The sequence below is a fragment of the Bartonella elizabethae F9251 = ATCC 49927 genome (assembly GCF_000518165.1).
Lineage (GTDB): Bacteria > Pseudomonadota > Alphaproteobacteria > Rhizobiales > Rhizobiaceae > Bartonella > Bartonella elizabethae.
This window is the reverse complement of record NZ_JADB01000001.1, coordinates 443067-459729: the sequence shown is the minus strand read 5'-3', so window position 1 is coordinate 459729 and position 16663 is coordinate 443067. Positions and strand designations below refer to the sequence as shown.

Annotated in this window: 17 protein-coding genes; 3 read left to right on the top strand and 14 right to left on the bottom strand. The window is 38.5% G+C overall.

Annotation, left to right across the window (positions count from 1 at the left end):
* Window positions 1-9 precede the first annotated feature (9 nt).
* The 5 genes from pssA to cysS all read right to left on the bottom strand — a co-directional run bounded on the left by pssA (window position 10) and on the right by cysS (window position 5890).
* Window positions 10-852 carry a CDP-diacylglycerol--serine O-phosphatidyltransferase gene (gene pssA / locus T429_RS0102235; RefSeq protein WP_005773753.1) on the bottom strand — a complete coding sequence of 281 codons (843 nt, stop codon included), beginning with the start codon at window positions 850-852 and terminating at the stop codon, window positions 10-12.
* Between the two features lie 9 nt (window positions 853-861).
* Window positions 862-1560, bottom strand: coding sequence for a phosphatidylserine decarboxylase (locus T429_RS0102230; protein WP_005773755.1), 699 nt, complete (start codon window positions 1558-1560; stop codon window positions 862-864).
* Between the two features lie 113 nt (window positions 1561-1673).
* Window positions 1674-3557 (bottom strand): ABCB family ABC transporter ATP-binding protein/permease, encoded by a 1884-nt coding sequence (locus T429_RS0102225; RefSeq protein ID WP_005773756.1) that lies wholly within the window; start codon window positions 3555-3557, stop codon window positions 1674-1676.
* Window positions 3558-3666: 109 nt separating this feature from the next.
* The gene (locus T429_RS0102220; protein WP_005773757.1) at window positions 3667-4338 is read right to left on the bottom strand and encodes a DUF421 domain-containing protein; all 672 of its coding nucleotides are present in this window, start codon (window positions 4336-4338) and stop codon (window positions 3667-3669) included.
* Window positions 4339-4381: 43 nt separating this feature from the next.
* Window positions 4382-5890: a cysteine--tRNA ligase gene (gene cysS / locus T429_RS0102215; RefSeq protein WP_005773758.1), complete on the bottom strand. Its 1509-nt coding sequence runs from the start codon at window positions 5888-5890 to the stop codon at window positions 4382-4384.
* A 485-nt stretch (window positions 5891-6375) separates the two neighbouring features.
* Here cysS and T429_RS0102210 point away from each other — a divergent pair, with 485 nt between their 5' ends.
* Window positions 6376-6762, top strand: coding sequence for a TIGR02301 family protein (locus tag T429_RS0102210; RefSeq protein ID WP_005773759.1), 387 nt, complete (start codon window positions 6376-6378; stop codon window positions 6760-6762).
* 404 nt (window positions 6763-7166) lie between these two features.
* Here T429_RS0102210 and T429_RS0102200 read toward each other — a convergent pair whose 3' ends face one another.
* Complete coding sequence (locus T429_RS0102200; protein ID WP_005773760.1) at window positions 7167-8495, bottom strand: dihydroorotase; 1329 nt, start codon at window positions 8493-8495, stop codon at window positions 7167-7169.
* Between the two features lie 64 nt (window positions 8496-8559).
* Between T429_RS0102200 and ygfZ the strand changes: the two genes are divergently transcribed.
* Together ygfZ and T429_RS0102190 are read left to right on the top strand one after the other, a co-directional pair.
* Window positions 8560-9432 (top strand): CAF17-like 4Fe-4S cluster assembly/insertion protein YgfZ, encoded by an 873-nt coding sequence (gene ygfZ / locus T429_RS0102195; protein ID WP_005773761.1) that lies wholly within the window; start codon window positions 8560-8562, stop codon window positions 9430-9432.
* The gene (locus T429_RS0102190; protein WP_005773762.1) at window positions 9425-10042 is read left to right on the top strand and encodes a YfbR-like 5'-deoxynucleotidase; all 618 of its coding nucleotides are present in this window, start codon (window positions 9425-9427) and stop codon (window positions 10040-10042) included. The genes ygfZ and T429_RS0102190 overlap by 8 nt, the downstream gene beginning before the upstream one ends.
* A gap of 593 nt (window positions 10043-10635) precedes the next feature.
* Here the strand turns inward: T429_RS0102190 and panB are convergent.
* The 8 genes from panB to T429_RS0102150 all read right to left on the bottom strand — a co-directional run bounded on the left by panB (window position 10636) and on the right by T429_RS0102150 (window position 16582).
* Window positions 10636-11451 carry a 3-methyl-2-oxobutanoate hydroxymethyltransferase gene (gene panB, locus T429_RS0102185; protein WP_005773764.1) on the bottom strand — a complete coding sequence of 272 codons (816 nt, stop codon included), beginning with the start codon at window positions 11449-11451 and terminating at the stop codon, window positions 10636-10638.
* On the bottom strand, window positions 11448-12308 hold the full coding sequence (gene panC / locus T429_RS0102180; protein ID WP_005773765.1) for a pantoate--beta-alanine ligase: 861 nt from the start codon (window positions 12306-12308) through the stop codon (window positions 11448-11450). The genes panB and panC overlap by 4 nt, the downstream gene beginning before the upstream one ends.
* Window positions 12309-12336: 28 nt before the next feature.
* Window positions 12337-13083, bottom strand: coding sequence for a DNA repair protein RecO (recO, locus tag T429_RS0102175; RefSeq protein ID WP_005773766.1), 747 nt, complete (start codon window positions 13081-13083; stop codon window positions 12337-12339).
* A gap of 7 nt (window positions 13084-13090) precedes the next feature.
* Complete coding sequence (gene era / locus T429_RS0102170; protein WP_005773767.1) at window positions 13091-13996, bottom strand: GTPase Era; 906 nt, start codon at window positions 13994-13996, stop codon at window positions 13091-13093.
* Entirely contained in the window at window positions 13989-14696 is a 708-nt protein-coding gene (gene rnc, locus T429_RS0102165) for a ribonuclease III (RefSeq protein ID WP_005773768.1), read from the bottom strand. Before rnc ends, era begins: the two co-directional genes overlap by 8 nt.
* The gene (gene lepB / locus T429_RS0102160) at window positions 14677-15489 is read right to left on the bottom strand and encodes a signal peptidase I (protein ID WP_005773769.1); all 813 of its coding nucleotides are present in this window, start codon (window positions 15487-15489) and stop codon (window positions 14677-14679) included. Before lepB ends, rnc begins: the two co-directional genes overlap by 20 nt.
* A gap of 80 nt (window positions 15490-15569) precedes the next feature.
* A complete protein-coding gene (gene acpS / locus T429_RS0102155; RefSeq protein ID WP_005773770.1) occupies window positions 15570-15971 on the bottom strand; it encodes a holo-ACP synthase in 402 nt (133 codons plus the stop codon).
* Window positions 15972-15991: 20 nt separating this feature from the next.
* Window positions 15992-16582 carry a DUF2062 domain-containing protein gene (locus tag T429_RS0102150; RefSeq protein WP_005773771.1) on the bottom strand — a complete coding sequence of 197 codons (591 nt, stop codon included), beginning with the start codon at window positions 16580-16582 and terminating at the stop codon, window positions 15992-15994.
* Between the last annotated feature and the right edge of the window lie 81 nt (window positions 16583-16663).

Below are 16663 nucleotides of genomic sequence, written 5' to 3'. Positions count from 1 at the left end.
TGAAGCAGTTTATGATTCTTGAATAGCTTTTTTAGCATCAGCCTTTTTCTCTTCTAAAACGGCCCGTTTATTATAAGCAACGAAACTACAGGGGAGAAAAATCATATAGCTAACAGCTGTAATCAATAAAGTTTTCCATGTGTAAGTCGCAAGAAAACCGACATAAATAACAATGACCAACATGCAGGGTATAACGATATCACGCCTCAAGTTTTGATCAATTGTCTTTGCATTCCACACTGGTAAGCGACTAATCAAAAGAAAAGCGATAATGACTGTATAAAGACTAAAAAACAATGCCCACCCCCAATTGGGGACCAAACCAAGAGCACCTAAATAGGTAGGTAATAAAAGGAGTAACGCTCCTGCAGGTGCAGGAACACCAACAAAATAACTTTTCTGCCATTGTGGGATATCAGCATTATCCAACATCACATTAAAACGCGCTAATCGCAAACAACAAGCAACACAATAAACGAGAGCTGCAACCCAACCAATGTGGTGTGCTTGATTCAAAATAAAAGAATAAACAATAAGCGCAGGGGTAACACCAAAATTGACAATATCAGCAAGAGAGTCCATCTGTGCCCCGAAAGATGAACTCCCATCTATTAAACGTGCAATGCGACCATCAGCACCATCTAGAACTGCAGCCAAAAGCACCATTAAAATAGCAGCCTCATAGCGATTCTCAAAAGCCAAACGAATGCTGCTCATCCCTGCGCAAATTGCCAAAATAGTAATGATATTGGGAATAACATAGCGCATTGATGTCGATGAACGTCGCCGACTTGCAATATCATCATGCTGCCCCTCAGGATTGAACGAAGAAAATGGCGAAAAATTTTTCATTGGGTGGCCCTAATCGTATCTGAAATCCGTTGTAGCATTCTTATCATCAAAAGACCCTAAAACTGTCTCTCCAGCAATGGCTGTCTGTCCAACGGCAACACGCAATTTCATTTCAGTTGGTATATAAATATCAAGGCGAGAACCAAAACGAATCAACCCAAATCGCTCTCCCGTGATAACAGCATCATTTTCTTTTGACCAACAAACAATCCTACGAGCAAACATCCCTGCTATTTGTACGATAGCAATTTTACCATGCTTGCTCTCAATGACCACCCCATTCCGCTCATTAAACTGACTAGCCTTATCAAACTCCGCATTGGTAAACCTACCTGGATGATAAACAATAGACTCTACTGTACCACTGATAGGAATACGGTTGATATGGCATGAAAAGACGTCCATAAAAATGGAAATACGAACCATTTCATCTTTCCCTAAGCCTAATTCTTCAGGTGGAACACATGATTCTACAAATGAAATACGCCCATCTGCAGGCGACATAACCCAATTTGGATTCAAAGGGATTACACGATCTGGATCACGAAAAAAGTATATACACCACACCGTGAGAACAAGACCACACCAAAACAACGGACTCCATATCCAACCAAGAATGAGCGAAATAACAAAAAATGCTACAATAAAAGGATAGCCTTCTTTATGAATCGGGACAAAGCTATTATGGACAGATTGTAGAATACTCATATCATTTCCTATTCATCGTAAACTTAAACAAGCAATAAATCTTTTTGTTCCTCTTGCTTTTATGTATTTTATCAATCACTCCATATAAAGATAGAGATTACATTTTGCCCACCTTATTTTTTACGATTAACAATACCCGTTTCATCTTCTTCACGCATTTTACGTAATTTTTCTTCAGCTTGCGATGCTTCAAGCTGCTTATTCCACATTGAAGCATATAAACCTTTCTTTCGTAAGAGCTCTGTATGCGTCCCATTTTCAATAATACGACCGCTTTTAAGAACCAAAATTTCATCAGCATTGATAACCGTAGAAAGACGATGTGCAATAATCAATGTTGTCCGTCCACGGCTTACAATATCCAATGCTTGTTGAATTTCCTGTTCCGTTGCCGTATCAAGAGCTGCTGTTGCTTCATCTAGAATAAGAAGTGGGGGGGCTTTTAAGAGTGTCCGTGCAATAGCCACACGTTGTTTTTCACCCCCTGATAATTTGAGACCACGCTCTCCTACCATAGATTGAAAACCTTCCGGTAATATCTCAATAAATTTTGATATTTGTGCCATTTCAGCAGCTTTGTACACCTCTTCATCTGTCGCACTTGGGCGTCCATAGCGAATATTATAGGCAATTGTATCATTAAATAACACTGTATCTTGTGGGACCATGCCGATCGCTTCACGCAAACTTTTTTGTGTTATGTCACGAATATCCTGCCCGTCAATTGTGATAGAACCTGCATCAACATCATAAAACCGAAAAAGTAATCGAGAAATAGTTGATTTTCCTGCACCCGATGGACCGACAATGGCGACTGTTTTTCCTCCAGGAACTTCAAAATTAATATCTCTGAGAATCTGACGTGTCGAATCATAAGAAAATTTTACCTGATGAAAACGAATGGTCCCATCGCTTATCTCTAACGGTTTAGCATCCGATTTATCAATGATTTCTTGCTGAACATCTAAAAGATCGAACATCGCTTCAATATCCGTTAAACCTTGTCGAACATCACGATAAATTGAACCAATAAAATTCAGTGGAATGGAAAGTTGCATTAAAAGGGCATTAATAAAAACAAAATCTCCTAAAGTTTGTGTCTTATAAAAAACTTCATAAGCCGACATCAGCATCATGATCGTCATTCCAATACCAAAGATAAGAGCCTGACCAAAATTAAGCCAGCTTAATGATGTCCAAATCTTTGTTGCGGCTTTTTCATAACCTTCCATAGAACTATCAAAACGATCGGCTTCTAGAGTTTCATTGCCAAAATATTTGACCGTTTCAAAATTTAAAAGAGAATCAACAGCGCGCGTATTTGCCTCAGTATCTGCTGTATTCATTTGTTGACGAATGCGAATACGCCAATCACTCGCCTTAATGGTAAAAAAAGTATATAGTAAAACCGTTATAACAACAATGAGAAGATAATGCCATCCGTAGTTGATATAAAATACAAGAGCCGTTAATATAAATTCTAAAACTGTCGGTATGGTATTGAGAATTGAAAATCTTACGATCGCTTCAATTCCTTTCGTCCCACGCTCAATCACACGAGAAAGCCCACCAGTTCGGCGTTCTAAATGAAATCGTAAAGATAACTCATGAATATGGACAAAGGTTTTATAAGCGAGTTGACGAACAGCATATTGACCAACAGTGGCAAAAAGGGAGTCGCGTAATTGATTTAATCCAGCCTGCATAATCCGCGCGACATTGTACGCCAAAACGAGTATGATGGGGATAATCAAACTGGATGGAAACCATTCAGGGAGCTGAAAGCTTGTATCAAGCACATTCGTAGAATATTTAAAGAAATACGGCACAGATATGAGAATGAGCTTGGACAAAACAAGATAAAATATTGCCCACAGTACACGTATTTTTAGATCACGCCGACTTACCGGCCACATATAAGGCCATAAATTGTAAAGTGTGTGTAGAGTTGTCCCTGTATCGGATGATACAGTTTTTGTCATTTCATTGCGTTTCATAAAGCCCTTACTTCTCTATCATCCACACGAACAAGACAAAGCATCCCCCTGTGGTTGTTTATAAGTTTCTTACGCTTTTCAATAAGCTATACCTACTCGTTGTTTGAAGTTAGACTGTTTTTGAAAAAGGAACAAGAAATAATCCATTATACAGCTTATTATTTTGATCTGTATTCTCATACCACTCTGCTGCAAATAAATTTTCAACTTTTACATGCTTTTTTTTCAATTCCGCCTGAAGCCACTTTTTTGTCTTACCAATCTCTTTAAGACCATCATCAATAATTTCACCATTTTCTACGACAATCGTCGATTTCTTCCCCTCTTCCTTCTTAATAACAGTGCAATCACCATTAGTTTCCAAACGAACAAAAGCAGCTTCATGTAAGTGACACCCTTTAAGACGTAACATGGTAATGAGATCATTAACATTGATCCCTAAGCTCTTAATCTTATCCATTTGAAAGACCCCATCTAAAACCAATGTAACATTTCGCCCTGCAATGAGACGACGAAAAAAAACTGAATAGCGTGAAAAAAAATTAAAAGAGGCAACCAAGGCTTGCCAAATCAGTAGAACAAGCAATAATTGAATGCAGCTAATATTCTGATTATAAATAACGCCTCCAATGATACTTCCCATCACAAAATTGCTGACCAGATCAACGGGTGTCATCTGACTAAGGCTTCCACGACCCGTCGTTCTTAGAATAAATAGAAAAGCAACAAGACCTACAGCCAACTTAAGCGCGATATATCCATAGTGATATAAAAATTCCATCATATTCTCCTTTTAATTTATGAGAACTGCTGGAATAGAGAAATTAGAATCGTTTTATTTCCCACACGGTTATGCGCTCACCACTCTGCGGATCCTTACTATCTTTTAAGAGAACCCCCTCGGCTGCAAGCTCATCACGAATTGTATCCGCAGCTTCCCACTCTTTATTATGGATAAGCCACAATCTTTCGGCAATGCGTTGATCAATAAATTTTGAATCAAGAGATGTTTTTTTCATAAATAATGGGCAATCTATTTCTTTAATCCATTCTTGTCGTAATAATCCTAACAAATTCATCCCATTGGCAAGAGCCCAAGCATCCCCTGCTTTATAAAATTTTCGCAAAAGAGTGAATGCTTTTGGCGTATTAAGATCATCACTAAGAGCATCTATCAAAGTATCATCAATCGCTTCATTGTTTTCCATCATACTCTTTTTACTGCGAAGCAATTCATACCAACGATATAGTTCACTGCTCGATTGCATTAAACGCTGCGCTGTCCAATTTAATGGTTCACGATAATGCGTTTGGAGCATCGAAAAACGTGCCGACAAACCCGCCCAATTTTCCTTCATTTCATCGGCCAACACACCATTAAACTCCAAAAAATTATTCTCTAAAACAGAACGAATAGTTATGAAATTGCCAAAGCTTTTTGACATCTTTTTGCCTTCAACTTGTAAAAAGCCGTTATGCATCCAAAAATTAGCCATTCGCTCTGTCCCAAAAGCTGAACAACTTTGTGCAATCTCATTTTCATGGTGAGGAAAAATTAAATCAAGACCACCACCATGGATATCAAAAATATTCGCATTTGGATCAGCACAAGTTAAACCACCACCGTAGGGCGCTAATAACTTTGCCATTGACATGGCAGAACACTCAATATGCCAACCTGGACGACCTAAAACAGGAATTCCGCCTGGCGATTCCCAACCTGGCTCTCCTTCCACAGAAGGCTTCCATAAAACAAAATCCATCTCTTCCCGCTTATAAGCAGCAACATCAATACGCGCCCCCGCCCTCATTTCATCTAAAGAACGATTTGAAAATGCCCCATAATGGGGAGGATTTTTGATGCTCTTTATAGAAAACAATATATGATTTTCCGCTTTATAAGCATGTCCCTTTTCAAGCAATCTTTCGATGAGAGCGCGCATCTCCTCTAAATGCTCGGTCGCGCGCGGCTGGCTGGTTGGCAATAGACAACCAAGTGCTATTGTATCTTGTTGAAACTGAGAATATGTGCGTTCTGTTAATTGACGAATAGCATCATTTAGTGAAACGTTTGGATATTCGTGGGCGGCTCGTGCATTAATTTTATCATCGACATCAGTAATATTACGCGCATAGAGAACATGATCATTGCCATAAACATGACGCAATAAGCGAAATAAAATATCAAAAACAATGACAGGGCGTGCATTTCCTATATGCGCGTAATCATAAACTGTTGGACCACAAACATAAAGACGTACTTTTGTCGGATCTATTGGTGTAAAATTTTCTTTTTTACGTGTCAGCGTATTATAAAATCGCAACTCTTTCATCATTATACTCCGTAAACGATATTACGCACCGTTCTTTTGAATGCCTCTTCTCTCAAATGATCACATTATGCGGTTTAGACTAAAATTTCACCTTACCATCACTTCTTCTTCCCCTATAGTATTTACGGCTGTCTTTATCATTTATCCTAAAAACAATCTCTTTTATTTCATTGGACAAAAGCCTTCTATAGATTTAGAGAGCTTTTCCCTTCTTGAAGGAAAAAAGTTTAGAAAAAATTCCATAGGCAATAGAATATTTATATGAAAAATAGATTACAGGAAACAAATCTTAAAACTTTAACCCCATAAAGCTTCATCAGTATTTTCAATATTCTACAATGGGTTCCTTATTCTCTCTTACGCCCTATATTTCATAATCAATCATTGAGAATAATGTCACCAATTAACCCTCTTTTTTAACAGCGTTCTCATGACACAATTATTTTATCTGTACAGAGTTTTATTCAAAGAAAGAAATCAAAATAATGCGTCATAAATTGAGAAAAATCACTCTTTTAATATTTCTTGTCATTTCAATGCCAACCTTTGCACAACAATCTCCACCTTATGAGAAAAAATTACTTCGCCTCGCAGAAATTTTAGGATCACTGCATTTTCTCCAAAATCTTTGTGAGCCTCCAACAAACCAATGGCCAACAAACCAATGGTATGACTATATGAACGCACTCATTGAAGCAGAACACCCCATTCCACAAAGACGTGCTTACTTTTATGAAGCATTTAATGAAGCGTATCGTGCTTTCTCAGAAAATTATCATCATTGTACACAAGCAGCCATTGAAGCTAATCAAAAATATATTCAAGAAGGAAGAGTTTTATCCGAAAATCTTCTCATGCAGTATAATAACTAACCTGTATAAAAAGCATCTTCTTCAATTTAAGTGATATCAATGATGCCCTCCTCACAAATGAATAGAGCAATAAATTGTCTTCTCGAAAATAGAGAAACTTTTGAAAAATAATGCTTCGGTGTGCTTGTATTTTTATGAGCAGCTTTTCCGTATCACTCTTGGCTTCTCTCCACACCTCAAAGGACGAACATTCTGACCAACCTAGTTTGTAAATAGCCCAAGTTCTATTGAGTTCCACTTGGCTTCCCATTTATGTGATGTACTTTGAGACTTTACAAAAAAGCTTAAGAACATTCATCACGCACTAAAAAACATTTATGTGTTAAGGAAATTGATATGCCTTATATCACATCACCGCTCTAAAAGATGATGTTTTTGGCATAACACAATAAAACTGATGCTGTTTACACTAAAGTTTCTATAAATTTAACAGGCTCTCCTTGTGAAGGTGTAACAATTTCACCTTCCCACATAACGCGCATACCACGGATAACCGTTCCGACAGGCCAACCTTTAACCTTTTGACCATCATAAGGTGTCCAACCAGCACGTGAACCAATTAAGCTATTCGTTATGACTTCTTCTCGCTTAAGATCAACAATGGTCAAATCAGCATCATATCCAACAGCAAGACGTCCTTTACAGCTTATACCAAAAATACGACTAGGGCCATGTGACGTGAGATCAACAAAACGCTCAAGAGACATTTTTCCCGCATTCACATGTGTTAACATAATGGCTGCCGTTGTTTGCACTCCTGTCATTCCTGAAGGGGAAGAGGGGTACGATTGAAGCTTGTCCTCAAGGGTATGAGGCGCATGATCTGAGCCTAAAACATCAATAATCCCCTGTTGAACACCGTACCAAAGAGCTTCACGGTGGCGCGATTCACGAATAGGTGGATTCATCTGAATTAATGTACCAAACCGTTTATAATCATCAGCCGTGAGAGTCAAATGATGGTGCGTCACTTCAATTGTTGCGACATCTTTATGTTTTTTGAGAAAATCAATTTCTTCTTCTGTCGAAAGATGTAACACATGAATGCGTGCCCTCATTTCATGGGCAATTTTTACTAAACGCTGTGTACACTTTAACGCCGCAACCTCATCACGCCAAATCGGATGTGAAGATGCATCTCCTTCAAGACGCAGTATTTTACGCTCTTTAAGCCTTTCCTCATCTTCAGAATGAAAAGCTGCTCGACGGCGTGTATTTTGCAAAATAAGGCGTACACTTTCATCATCATCAACCAAAAGATCACCAGTAGAAGATCCCATAAAGACTTTAATTCCAGCTGCACCAGGAAGCCTTTCTAATTCAGAGAGTTCATGAGCATTTTCACGCGTTCCTCCAACCCAAAATGCAAAATCACAATGCATACGGTGAAATCCGCGCTTAACTTTATCGCTTAATGTTTCTTCTGACGTTGTCAATGGATTGGTATTAGGCATCTCAAACACTGCTGTAACCCCTCCTAAGACAGCAGAATATGAACCACTTTCCAAATCTTCTTTATATTCATTACCTGGCTCACGAAAATGCACTTGACTATCAATAATTCCCGGCAAAATATGAAGCCCCGTACAATCAATCACCTCACCAGCTGAGGCACATGTAAGGTCCCCAATTTCAGCAATACGGCCATTTGTAACACCAATATCACGCTTGCTTTTTCCATCATGATTCACAAGTGTTGCACCTTTAAAAATTGTATCAAATGTTTTAAACATAGCCATGCTCCTTACATATTGCTCACTTATCGATTATGTAACTTTGAGCAGAAAGGCAAGAACCATGATTGAAAAACAAAATGCCATTTGCTTAAAAAACCGCAAGATTATTCAAATTACAGGCGAAGAAGCAACAGATTTTTTACAATCCCTGATCACAACAGATGTAAAAAAAATAAGTCCCCAAGAAATTTTCCCTGGAGCTCTCTTATCCCCACAAGGAAAGGTTCTTGCTGATTTTCTTATCGGTAAAAGAGAGAATGGTTATTTTATCGATATTGTGATGTCTTTGGCTGATATACTCTATAAGCGTCTGTTGCTCTATAAACTGCGTAAAAAAGTAGAAATTACACAACCATTACAAGGGGTTGTTGTAGTTTCTTGGAAAAATGAATCAGATACTTTAAGTTTTGATTCAAATTTTGTTGATAAACGCTTTCCACAACAAGAAAAAATAATACGAATCTATAGCAAAGTTCCTTTTTTGGCTTCAGAAAATTATGACACATGGAATCAATTGCGAATTCGTTATGCAATTGCAGAAAGTGATCAAGACTATGAAGTTGGCAAAGTTTTTCCTCATGATATTAATTACGATCAAATCAATGGATTAGCCTTCAACAAAGGGTGTTATATTGGACAAGAAATTGTTTCACGAATGCACCATCGACGTGCAGCACGTCGCCGTATCTTGATTGTAAAAGGCCAGCGTGATCTCCCCCCTCAATCGAACATTGAAGCAGGAACAAAAGTGCTTGGCCACTTGGGAACATGCGTTGCAAATGAAGCTCTCGCTTTGATGCGTATTGACCACGTCAAAGATGCTATGGACCATAACATTCCCTTTACTGTAAAAAACATTCCTGTCACTATAAGTATTGCTGAAAATATGAGTTTTACCTTTCCTGAAAGTACGATAGAAAATACGCATGGCTAAAGCTGAATTATTAAAAAGTGGAGAAGCCCGCGCTTGGCAACGAATGCTCTCTGGACGCAGACTTGATCTTCTTAATCCTTCTCCTTTTGATATTGAAATTGAAGATATTGCTCATGGACTTGCGCGTGTAGCACGTTGGAATGGTCAAACACGAGGAGAATATGCCTATTCTGTTGCACAACATTCACTTTTGGTTGAACAAATATTTCGAAAACTTTTTCCACAGTCGCTGAAGCATGAATGTCTCTGTGCGCTCCTTCATGATGCACCAGAATATGTCATTGGCGATATCATTTCACCCTTTAAAGCTGTCATAGGAAAACAATATGAACGCATTGAAAAGCGCATCCAAGATGCAATCCACATGCGCTTTTCTCTGCCCGTTGATCTTTCTCAAAAACTTTTAAAAAAAATTAAACAAGCCGATCGTATTGCGGCATATCATGAAGCCATCACATTTGCTGGATTTAATACAGAAGAAGCCCTTCGCTATTTTGGCTCTCCCAATAATATTTCATCCGATGATCTAAATTTACATCCCTCCTCTACTCAACAAATTGAAAACGCTTTTTTAACGCGCTTTAATGATCTAGATGCTCAAAGATTATAGGCTCTTCGCATTGTTGTTTTTTTTCATTACAGATTCATCACACTGATTTATAATAATAATTTGTCGTTTTTCACATTAAATGAGTTCCCTCTAATATGGCAAGATTCACTCATTTCAAATCTGTTTATATTAAATCAATCAAAATCACTTACTTGCACGTCATAAGCAAAGAAAGCCCTAAGGATAAAAACTGTAAAAAAAGACTAAAAATACCGCTTATGAGCCCTCTTAAGTGGCAAGTGTTCATCAACAATATTGGAAGTTGGCAAAGTGTGTGATGCTACCCACGTGTTTTTTATGAAGCGTAAAGATGGTCGTGCTTTATAAAGTTTATACAGTCCCTAGGGACTTTTCCATTATAGCATTCACGAATACCGTCGCAAAATAGAATGAAGTGTCTAAATATTTCTTTTAAAAAGTACGTAAATTAGCATTCCAATGACATTCTGTTTTGGATGGAAAGACTGCCCCTATTAAACACCATGAAAAAAAATCATAGCTAAAATTGCATACAAAAATACATGAAATAACGTACATTCATTATAAAAATAGACAAATGTTCTCTTGTCGAACTTTTTAACTTAAACTAAAATTTATTTCAGTTTATAAACTTCCCTATCCGCTGGAAAAGAACGGGATGTAACATCCTCTGCATAGTTTTTGATTGCGGTTTTCATGGCTTGTTCAAGGTCTCCATAACGACGTACAAATTTGGGTACGTGAGCACCATAGCCCAACATATCTTCCATCACCAAGACTTGTCCATCACATTGATTAGATGCGCCAATACCGATTGTTGGAATAGAAAGCTTTTCTGTCAATTTTACGGCTAAAGGTTCGACAATCCCTTCCAAAACGATAGCAAAAGCACCAGCCTTTTCAATCGCTGCTCCGTCATCTTCAATTTTTTGCCAATCACTCTCTTTCCGTCCTTGTGTCTTAAAACCACCAAAACGATTGACCGCTTGGGGAGTAAGACCAATATGTCCCATCACTGGTATGCCACGTTTAGATAAAAAATCTATTGTTTCCGCTATATAAACTCCACCTTCAAGCTTTACAGCTCCACACCCCGTTTGTGCAAGAATACGCGATGCATTTAAAAAAGCCTTCTCTTTACTTTCTTCATAAGAGCCAAAAGGCATATCAATAACGACAAGAGCTTTTTGAGATCCACGCACCACAGCCTGCCCGTGTAAAATCATCATATCTAAAGTAACAGGAAGCGTTGTCTCAAACCCATATACAACCATACCAACGCTATCACCAACCAAAAGGATATCGCAATAGGGGTCAGCAATCCGCGCAGTATAAGCTTGATAAGCTGTTAAAGAAACAATTGGCTGTTGTCCCTTTCTTTCGCGTATTTGAGAAGATGTTATACGCTTTATAGTTTTATGGATACTCATTTTCCACCCTTCTCTTGCAATATGTATTGATCAATAAGCCGTACCTCACCAAAGCGAACAGTAAGAAGTAAAACCGCTGGTTTATTCAATGTTCCTTTGACCTCGCATAAAGTTTCCATATCCCGTAAATCTATCGCTTCAATGATTGCACGCGTTTCTTTTTGTAAAATATTGCGAACAATTTTGCATAATTTATCAACCGACCGCTCACCTTCATGGTAAAGTTTTTGAGCCACTTTTCCACTTTCAGGAATAATTTTGACCGCTTTACGATCTTCTAATGTTAAAAGTTTATTCCGCGAAGAGTGGGCAACACCATCTGCTTCTCGTAAAATAGGGACGCCAATAATTTCAACAGGAAAAGCTAAATCTTCAACCATACGCCGAATAATTAAAATTTGTTGAAAATCCTTTTCTCCAAAAAAAGCTTTATCAGGCTGAACAATATTAAAAAGCTTAGCAACCACACTTGTTACACCACAAAAGTGCCCTGGACGTAATTTTCCCATCAAAATACGTGATAATTTTTCCACTTGCACAATTGTATCATTTCCCAAGGGCCACATTTCTTCCACAGAAGGCGCAAAAACACATTCAACACCAGCTTTTTCCAATAAAGCACAATCGCTTCTTAAGTCTCTTGGATATTGATCAAAATCTTCATCAGGTCCAAATTGCTTTGGATTGACAAAAATAGAAACCAATACGCGATCACATGTTGCTTTTGCACGCTGTACTAATGCCAGATGCCCCTCATGAAGAGCTCCCATTGTTGGGACTAAACCAATCGAAAAGCCTAAACTTCGTTCTTCTGAAGTATATTGGCGAACTTCAGCAATTGTCTTTAAAATTTCCATTTTTCCATTCTATTCAATTATGATTGGGTCAACAAACAAATGCTTGCATACCAAATCGACGCTCAAACAACTGTATCAAATTCATTCGCACCGACGGCTGTTTTATATCTCGTGGCTCCCAGACATGACGCATAAGAAAAAAACCCGTTAAGTTAAAACCATTTATTATATCCCTAAAATCAGTAGGACGAGTCGTTCTTTGCACAAGAAACTGTGGAAGAATGAGAAGCTTTTTTTTCCAAGGTTCCCCTGCTTCTTCACAGACAGCCCGCCCAGATTTTGGCGATACGTAATAAAGTTTTTGCTTACGACCTGTCGCAGCACAACAAGATAAATCAAGACCAAAACCAAGTTCTTCAAGAAGCCGCATTTCAAAACGTACCAGCAATTCCGCATTTACAAATGGTTCATCAAAATTCTGCATAAAAAGGTGTAAAATATCATATAAAGCGGGGTGCGGATCACGCTCAGGAAGAAGCCGCAGATGAAAAGCGACCAATTGCAAAGCATAAAGTGCTTCTGGTAGACAGATTAATCGCGCCGCATGTAAATCAAGTGCTTCTAGACGAAAAAGTCCCAAATGTTCTTCTAAACGCGCACTCCATTCAGCCTCCACAAAATTCCCAGACTGAAGAAGAGCTGCCATACGACGCGAACGCCCCCCTTTTACCACCCCCATATAACGACCGCGTTCACGCGTCATAACCTCAAGAATAACACTTGTTTCACCATATTGGCGAGCCCCAAGAATAACAGCTTGTTCTTTCCACTTCATTTTTTCATTATTTTAAAAAATCCAATCCCATTTCGCGATAACGTTCTGGATCGGTATCCCAATTATTACGCACTTTCACAAAGAGAAAAAGATGAACCTTTTGATCCATAATTTCCATAAGCTCCTTGCGTGCTGCTTGACCAATCCTTTTAATTGTATCGCCTTTTGCTCCTAAAACAATCTTCTTCTGACTCTCACGCTCTACGTAAATAACTTGATTAATTTTAACGGAGCCATCTGAACGCTCTTCAAAGCTTTCGGTTTCAACCGTTGAAGAATAAGGAAGCTCATCATGAAGACGAAGGAAAAGTTTTTCACGCGTAATTTCAGCAGCAAGGTGACGCATAGGCATATCGGAAATTTGATCTTCCGGATAATACCATGGCCCCTCCTGCATCATGTTACTCAACGCATGAAGTAAATCCTTGCAACCAGAACCATTTAGAGCAGAAATCATAAATGTTTGCGCAAACTTTACACGTTCATTTATTTGAGTGGTTAATGCTAGAAGAGATGATTTAACAACTGTATCAACCTTATTGAGAACAAGAACTTTTTCTTGTTTCATAGTGTTTACAATATCTAACATCATCTCAACTTCATCAGAAAGACCACTTTGAGCATCAATTAAAACAAGCAGAACATCAGCGCTCTTAGCCCCTCCCCAAGCAGTAGAGACCATGGCACGTTCTAAACGCTTATGGGGACGAAAAACACCCGGTGTATCAACCAAAACAATTTGCACATCATCATGAATAACAATACCGCGGATTAAAGTTCGTGTTGTTTGTACCTTATGCGTTACAATTGAAACCTTTGTTCCAACCAATTGATTAACCAATGTTGATTTACCAGCATTAGGCATCCCAATAAGTACCACAAACCCAGAACGCGTTTTCATAACGTCACTCATGATCATTTTTTCCCACGTTTTTCCATACCCCCTCTCGTCGCAAAATTTTTTCAGCGGCCATTCTTTCAGCATATCTTTTAGAGCTCCCCTGCCCAATCTCTGATGCAAAACCTGAAATACTAACCTCTACCATAAAAACAGGATCGTGATCTGGACCTGAACGTTTGATGACCTGATAATGTGGTTGTGCATTGCCTTGGATATGCGCCCATTCTTGTAATTCTGTCTTGGCATCACGTCGAGCTGCATTCATTTTCTTTGCCCGACTTTGCCAATATTTTTGAATAAAAGGACGAACGCTTTCCAATCCTCCATCAAGATACATAACAGCAATCAAAGCCTCTACGACATCTGCATGCATATTGATGAGTCGACGCCCTTCAAAATTTCTCATCTCAAAACCGACTTGGATCATATCAGGCAGCCTCATTTCACGGGCAATATCAGCACATGTCTGCGCATTGACCAGATGATTCAAACGGACTGATAATTCACCTTCACTTGCCTGAGGGAAAAGTTGATACAGCATCTCCGCAATCAAAAGCCCTAGAACCCGATCTCCTAGAAACTCTAGTCTTTCATAATTCCCTTGTTCCGAATCTTGCACACTCGCGTGTGTTAATGCTCTTTTTAATTTCTCTTCATCTTTAAAACGATGCCCCGTCAGCTTGAAAAGCTGATCAATCATGAGACGTTTCATCGTTGTTTCCTTGCTTGATAAGCGGCAAATCATGAACCTTATTTATGAAAGAAAACAAACGTTTCCAACGTACATCAAATGGCCAGCGCCAAATCTGCCAAGCACTTGAACCGTTACTGATAGAAAAGAAAATCACGCTCGCGCGACCAATAAGATTTTCTTCTGGAACATAGCCTACATCCAAACGACTATCATCTGAATTGTCACGGTTATCCCCCATCATAAAATAATGTCCCTCAGGAACTTCAAAGACTTTTGTATCATCAACTTTTGGGATGAAAGCTAAATCAAGCGTATCGTAGCGAACACCATTCGGCAATGTCTCGCGATAGACCTCAACAGGATAGTTCACTTCCGTTATATCAGAATTATCAATCTCTCCCATAAAGTGACGAGAAACAGCCTTATCATTAATATAAAGAACACTTTGACGAACTTGTATACGATCACCTGGCAGCCCAATAACGCGTTTTATATAATCGATCTTCGGATTACTTGGTAAACGAAAAACGACCACATCTCCCCGTTGAGGTTGGGATGCCCAAATACGTCCAGAAAAAAGAGGAGGAGAAAAAGGAATGGAAAAATGAGAATACCCATATGCATACTTAGAAACAAAGAGATAATCCCCCACCAATAAAGTAGGACGCATGGAACCAGAAGGAATACTAAAAGGCTGAAAAAAAAGTGTCCGAATAAACGCTGCTAGAAGCAGAGCCTGTACTAAAACAGAAATTAATTCAAGAATACCACCTTTTTTTTCTTTTTTATGCACTTTATCTTTTTGGACCATCACCAACTGCCTTCCCATCACAAATATAACTTTTTTTCATCATAATATCCAAATAACAAAAGCACAATCTCTCACGCCATCTATCCACGTGGAAGTGCTTCAATGATAACAAATGCCTGCGCCCAAGGAAAATCATCTGTTATGCTGAGATGAATAACCGCCTCATGATGAGGAGGTAATAACTTTTGAAGTTGACCCTGCGCACGATTTGTTAATTGCATGATTGGTTTCCCGGAGGACAAATTAACCACCCCCATGTCTTTCCAATTGATCCCACAAGCGATTCCTGTCCCTAAGGCTTTAGCACATGCTTCTTTAGCGGCAAATCTTTTCGCATAAGAAGAAGATTTTTTTTTGAGATTTTCAGATCTATGCCTTTCAATATCTGTAAAAATACGTTGAATAAAACGCTCGCCATAACGAACTAACATTTTCTCAATACGTCGTATATCAACCAAATCATTTCCAAGTCCAACAATCATAAGATATTACCCAATCTTTCTTACGACGAACGCTTCTTTAAACGCCTTTTTTTTATAATCTTTTGATATCGCTTTTGTTTAAAACGAACCGTTGCTCTGTAAACACCTATATAAGATAAACCACCAAAAACAACACCTAAAAGAGTTCCACCTAAAATCATAGGACTCATAATTGTATCCCATGCCCCTTTAAAAAGGAGAGAGAGATTTGATACTGTCAAACCATTAAACAGAGCACGAATTTGAGAAAGAGAAATCTCATTGACATCGCTAAAAAGCGATAAACAAAAATACCCTACTTTATAATCCGCCATGACAATCAATAAAAATGTGAGTGGATTAGAAAAAACCGTCCCAATGATTGCAGCCGCAAAGTTGGCACGCAAAATCCAAGAAAAAAATATTGCCAAGATAATATGCACCCCGAAGACAGGGGAACAGGCTAAAAAAATACCAATAGCAAACCCTAACGCAACTTCGTGTGGTGTTGCTGATATACGCAAAATACGTTTGTGTATGTAAGAAAATGAGCGAGAAAATGAACGACGTGGCCACAACCAAAGTCGAATACGCGTTACAAAATCTACTGGTTTTCGACGACGAAAAAGCATATGACTCTCAATATACATCTTTTGATGATAAAATAATCTATATCATCCAAATTAATCTTTTTAAGTTTTTGCATAAAAAAA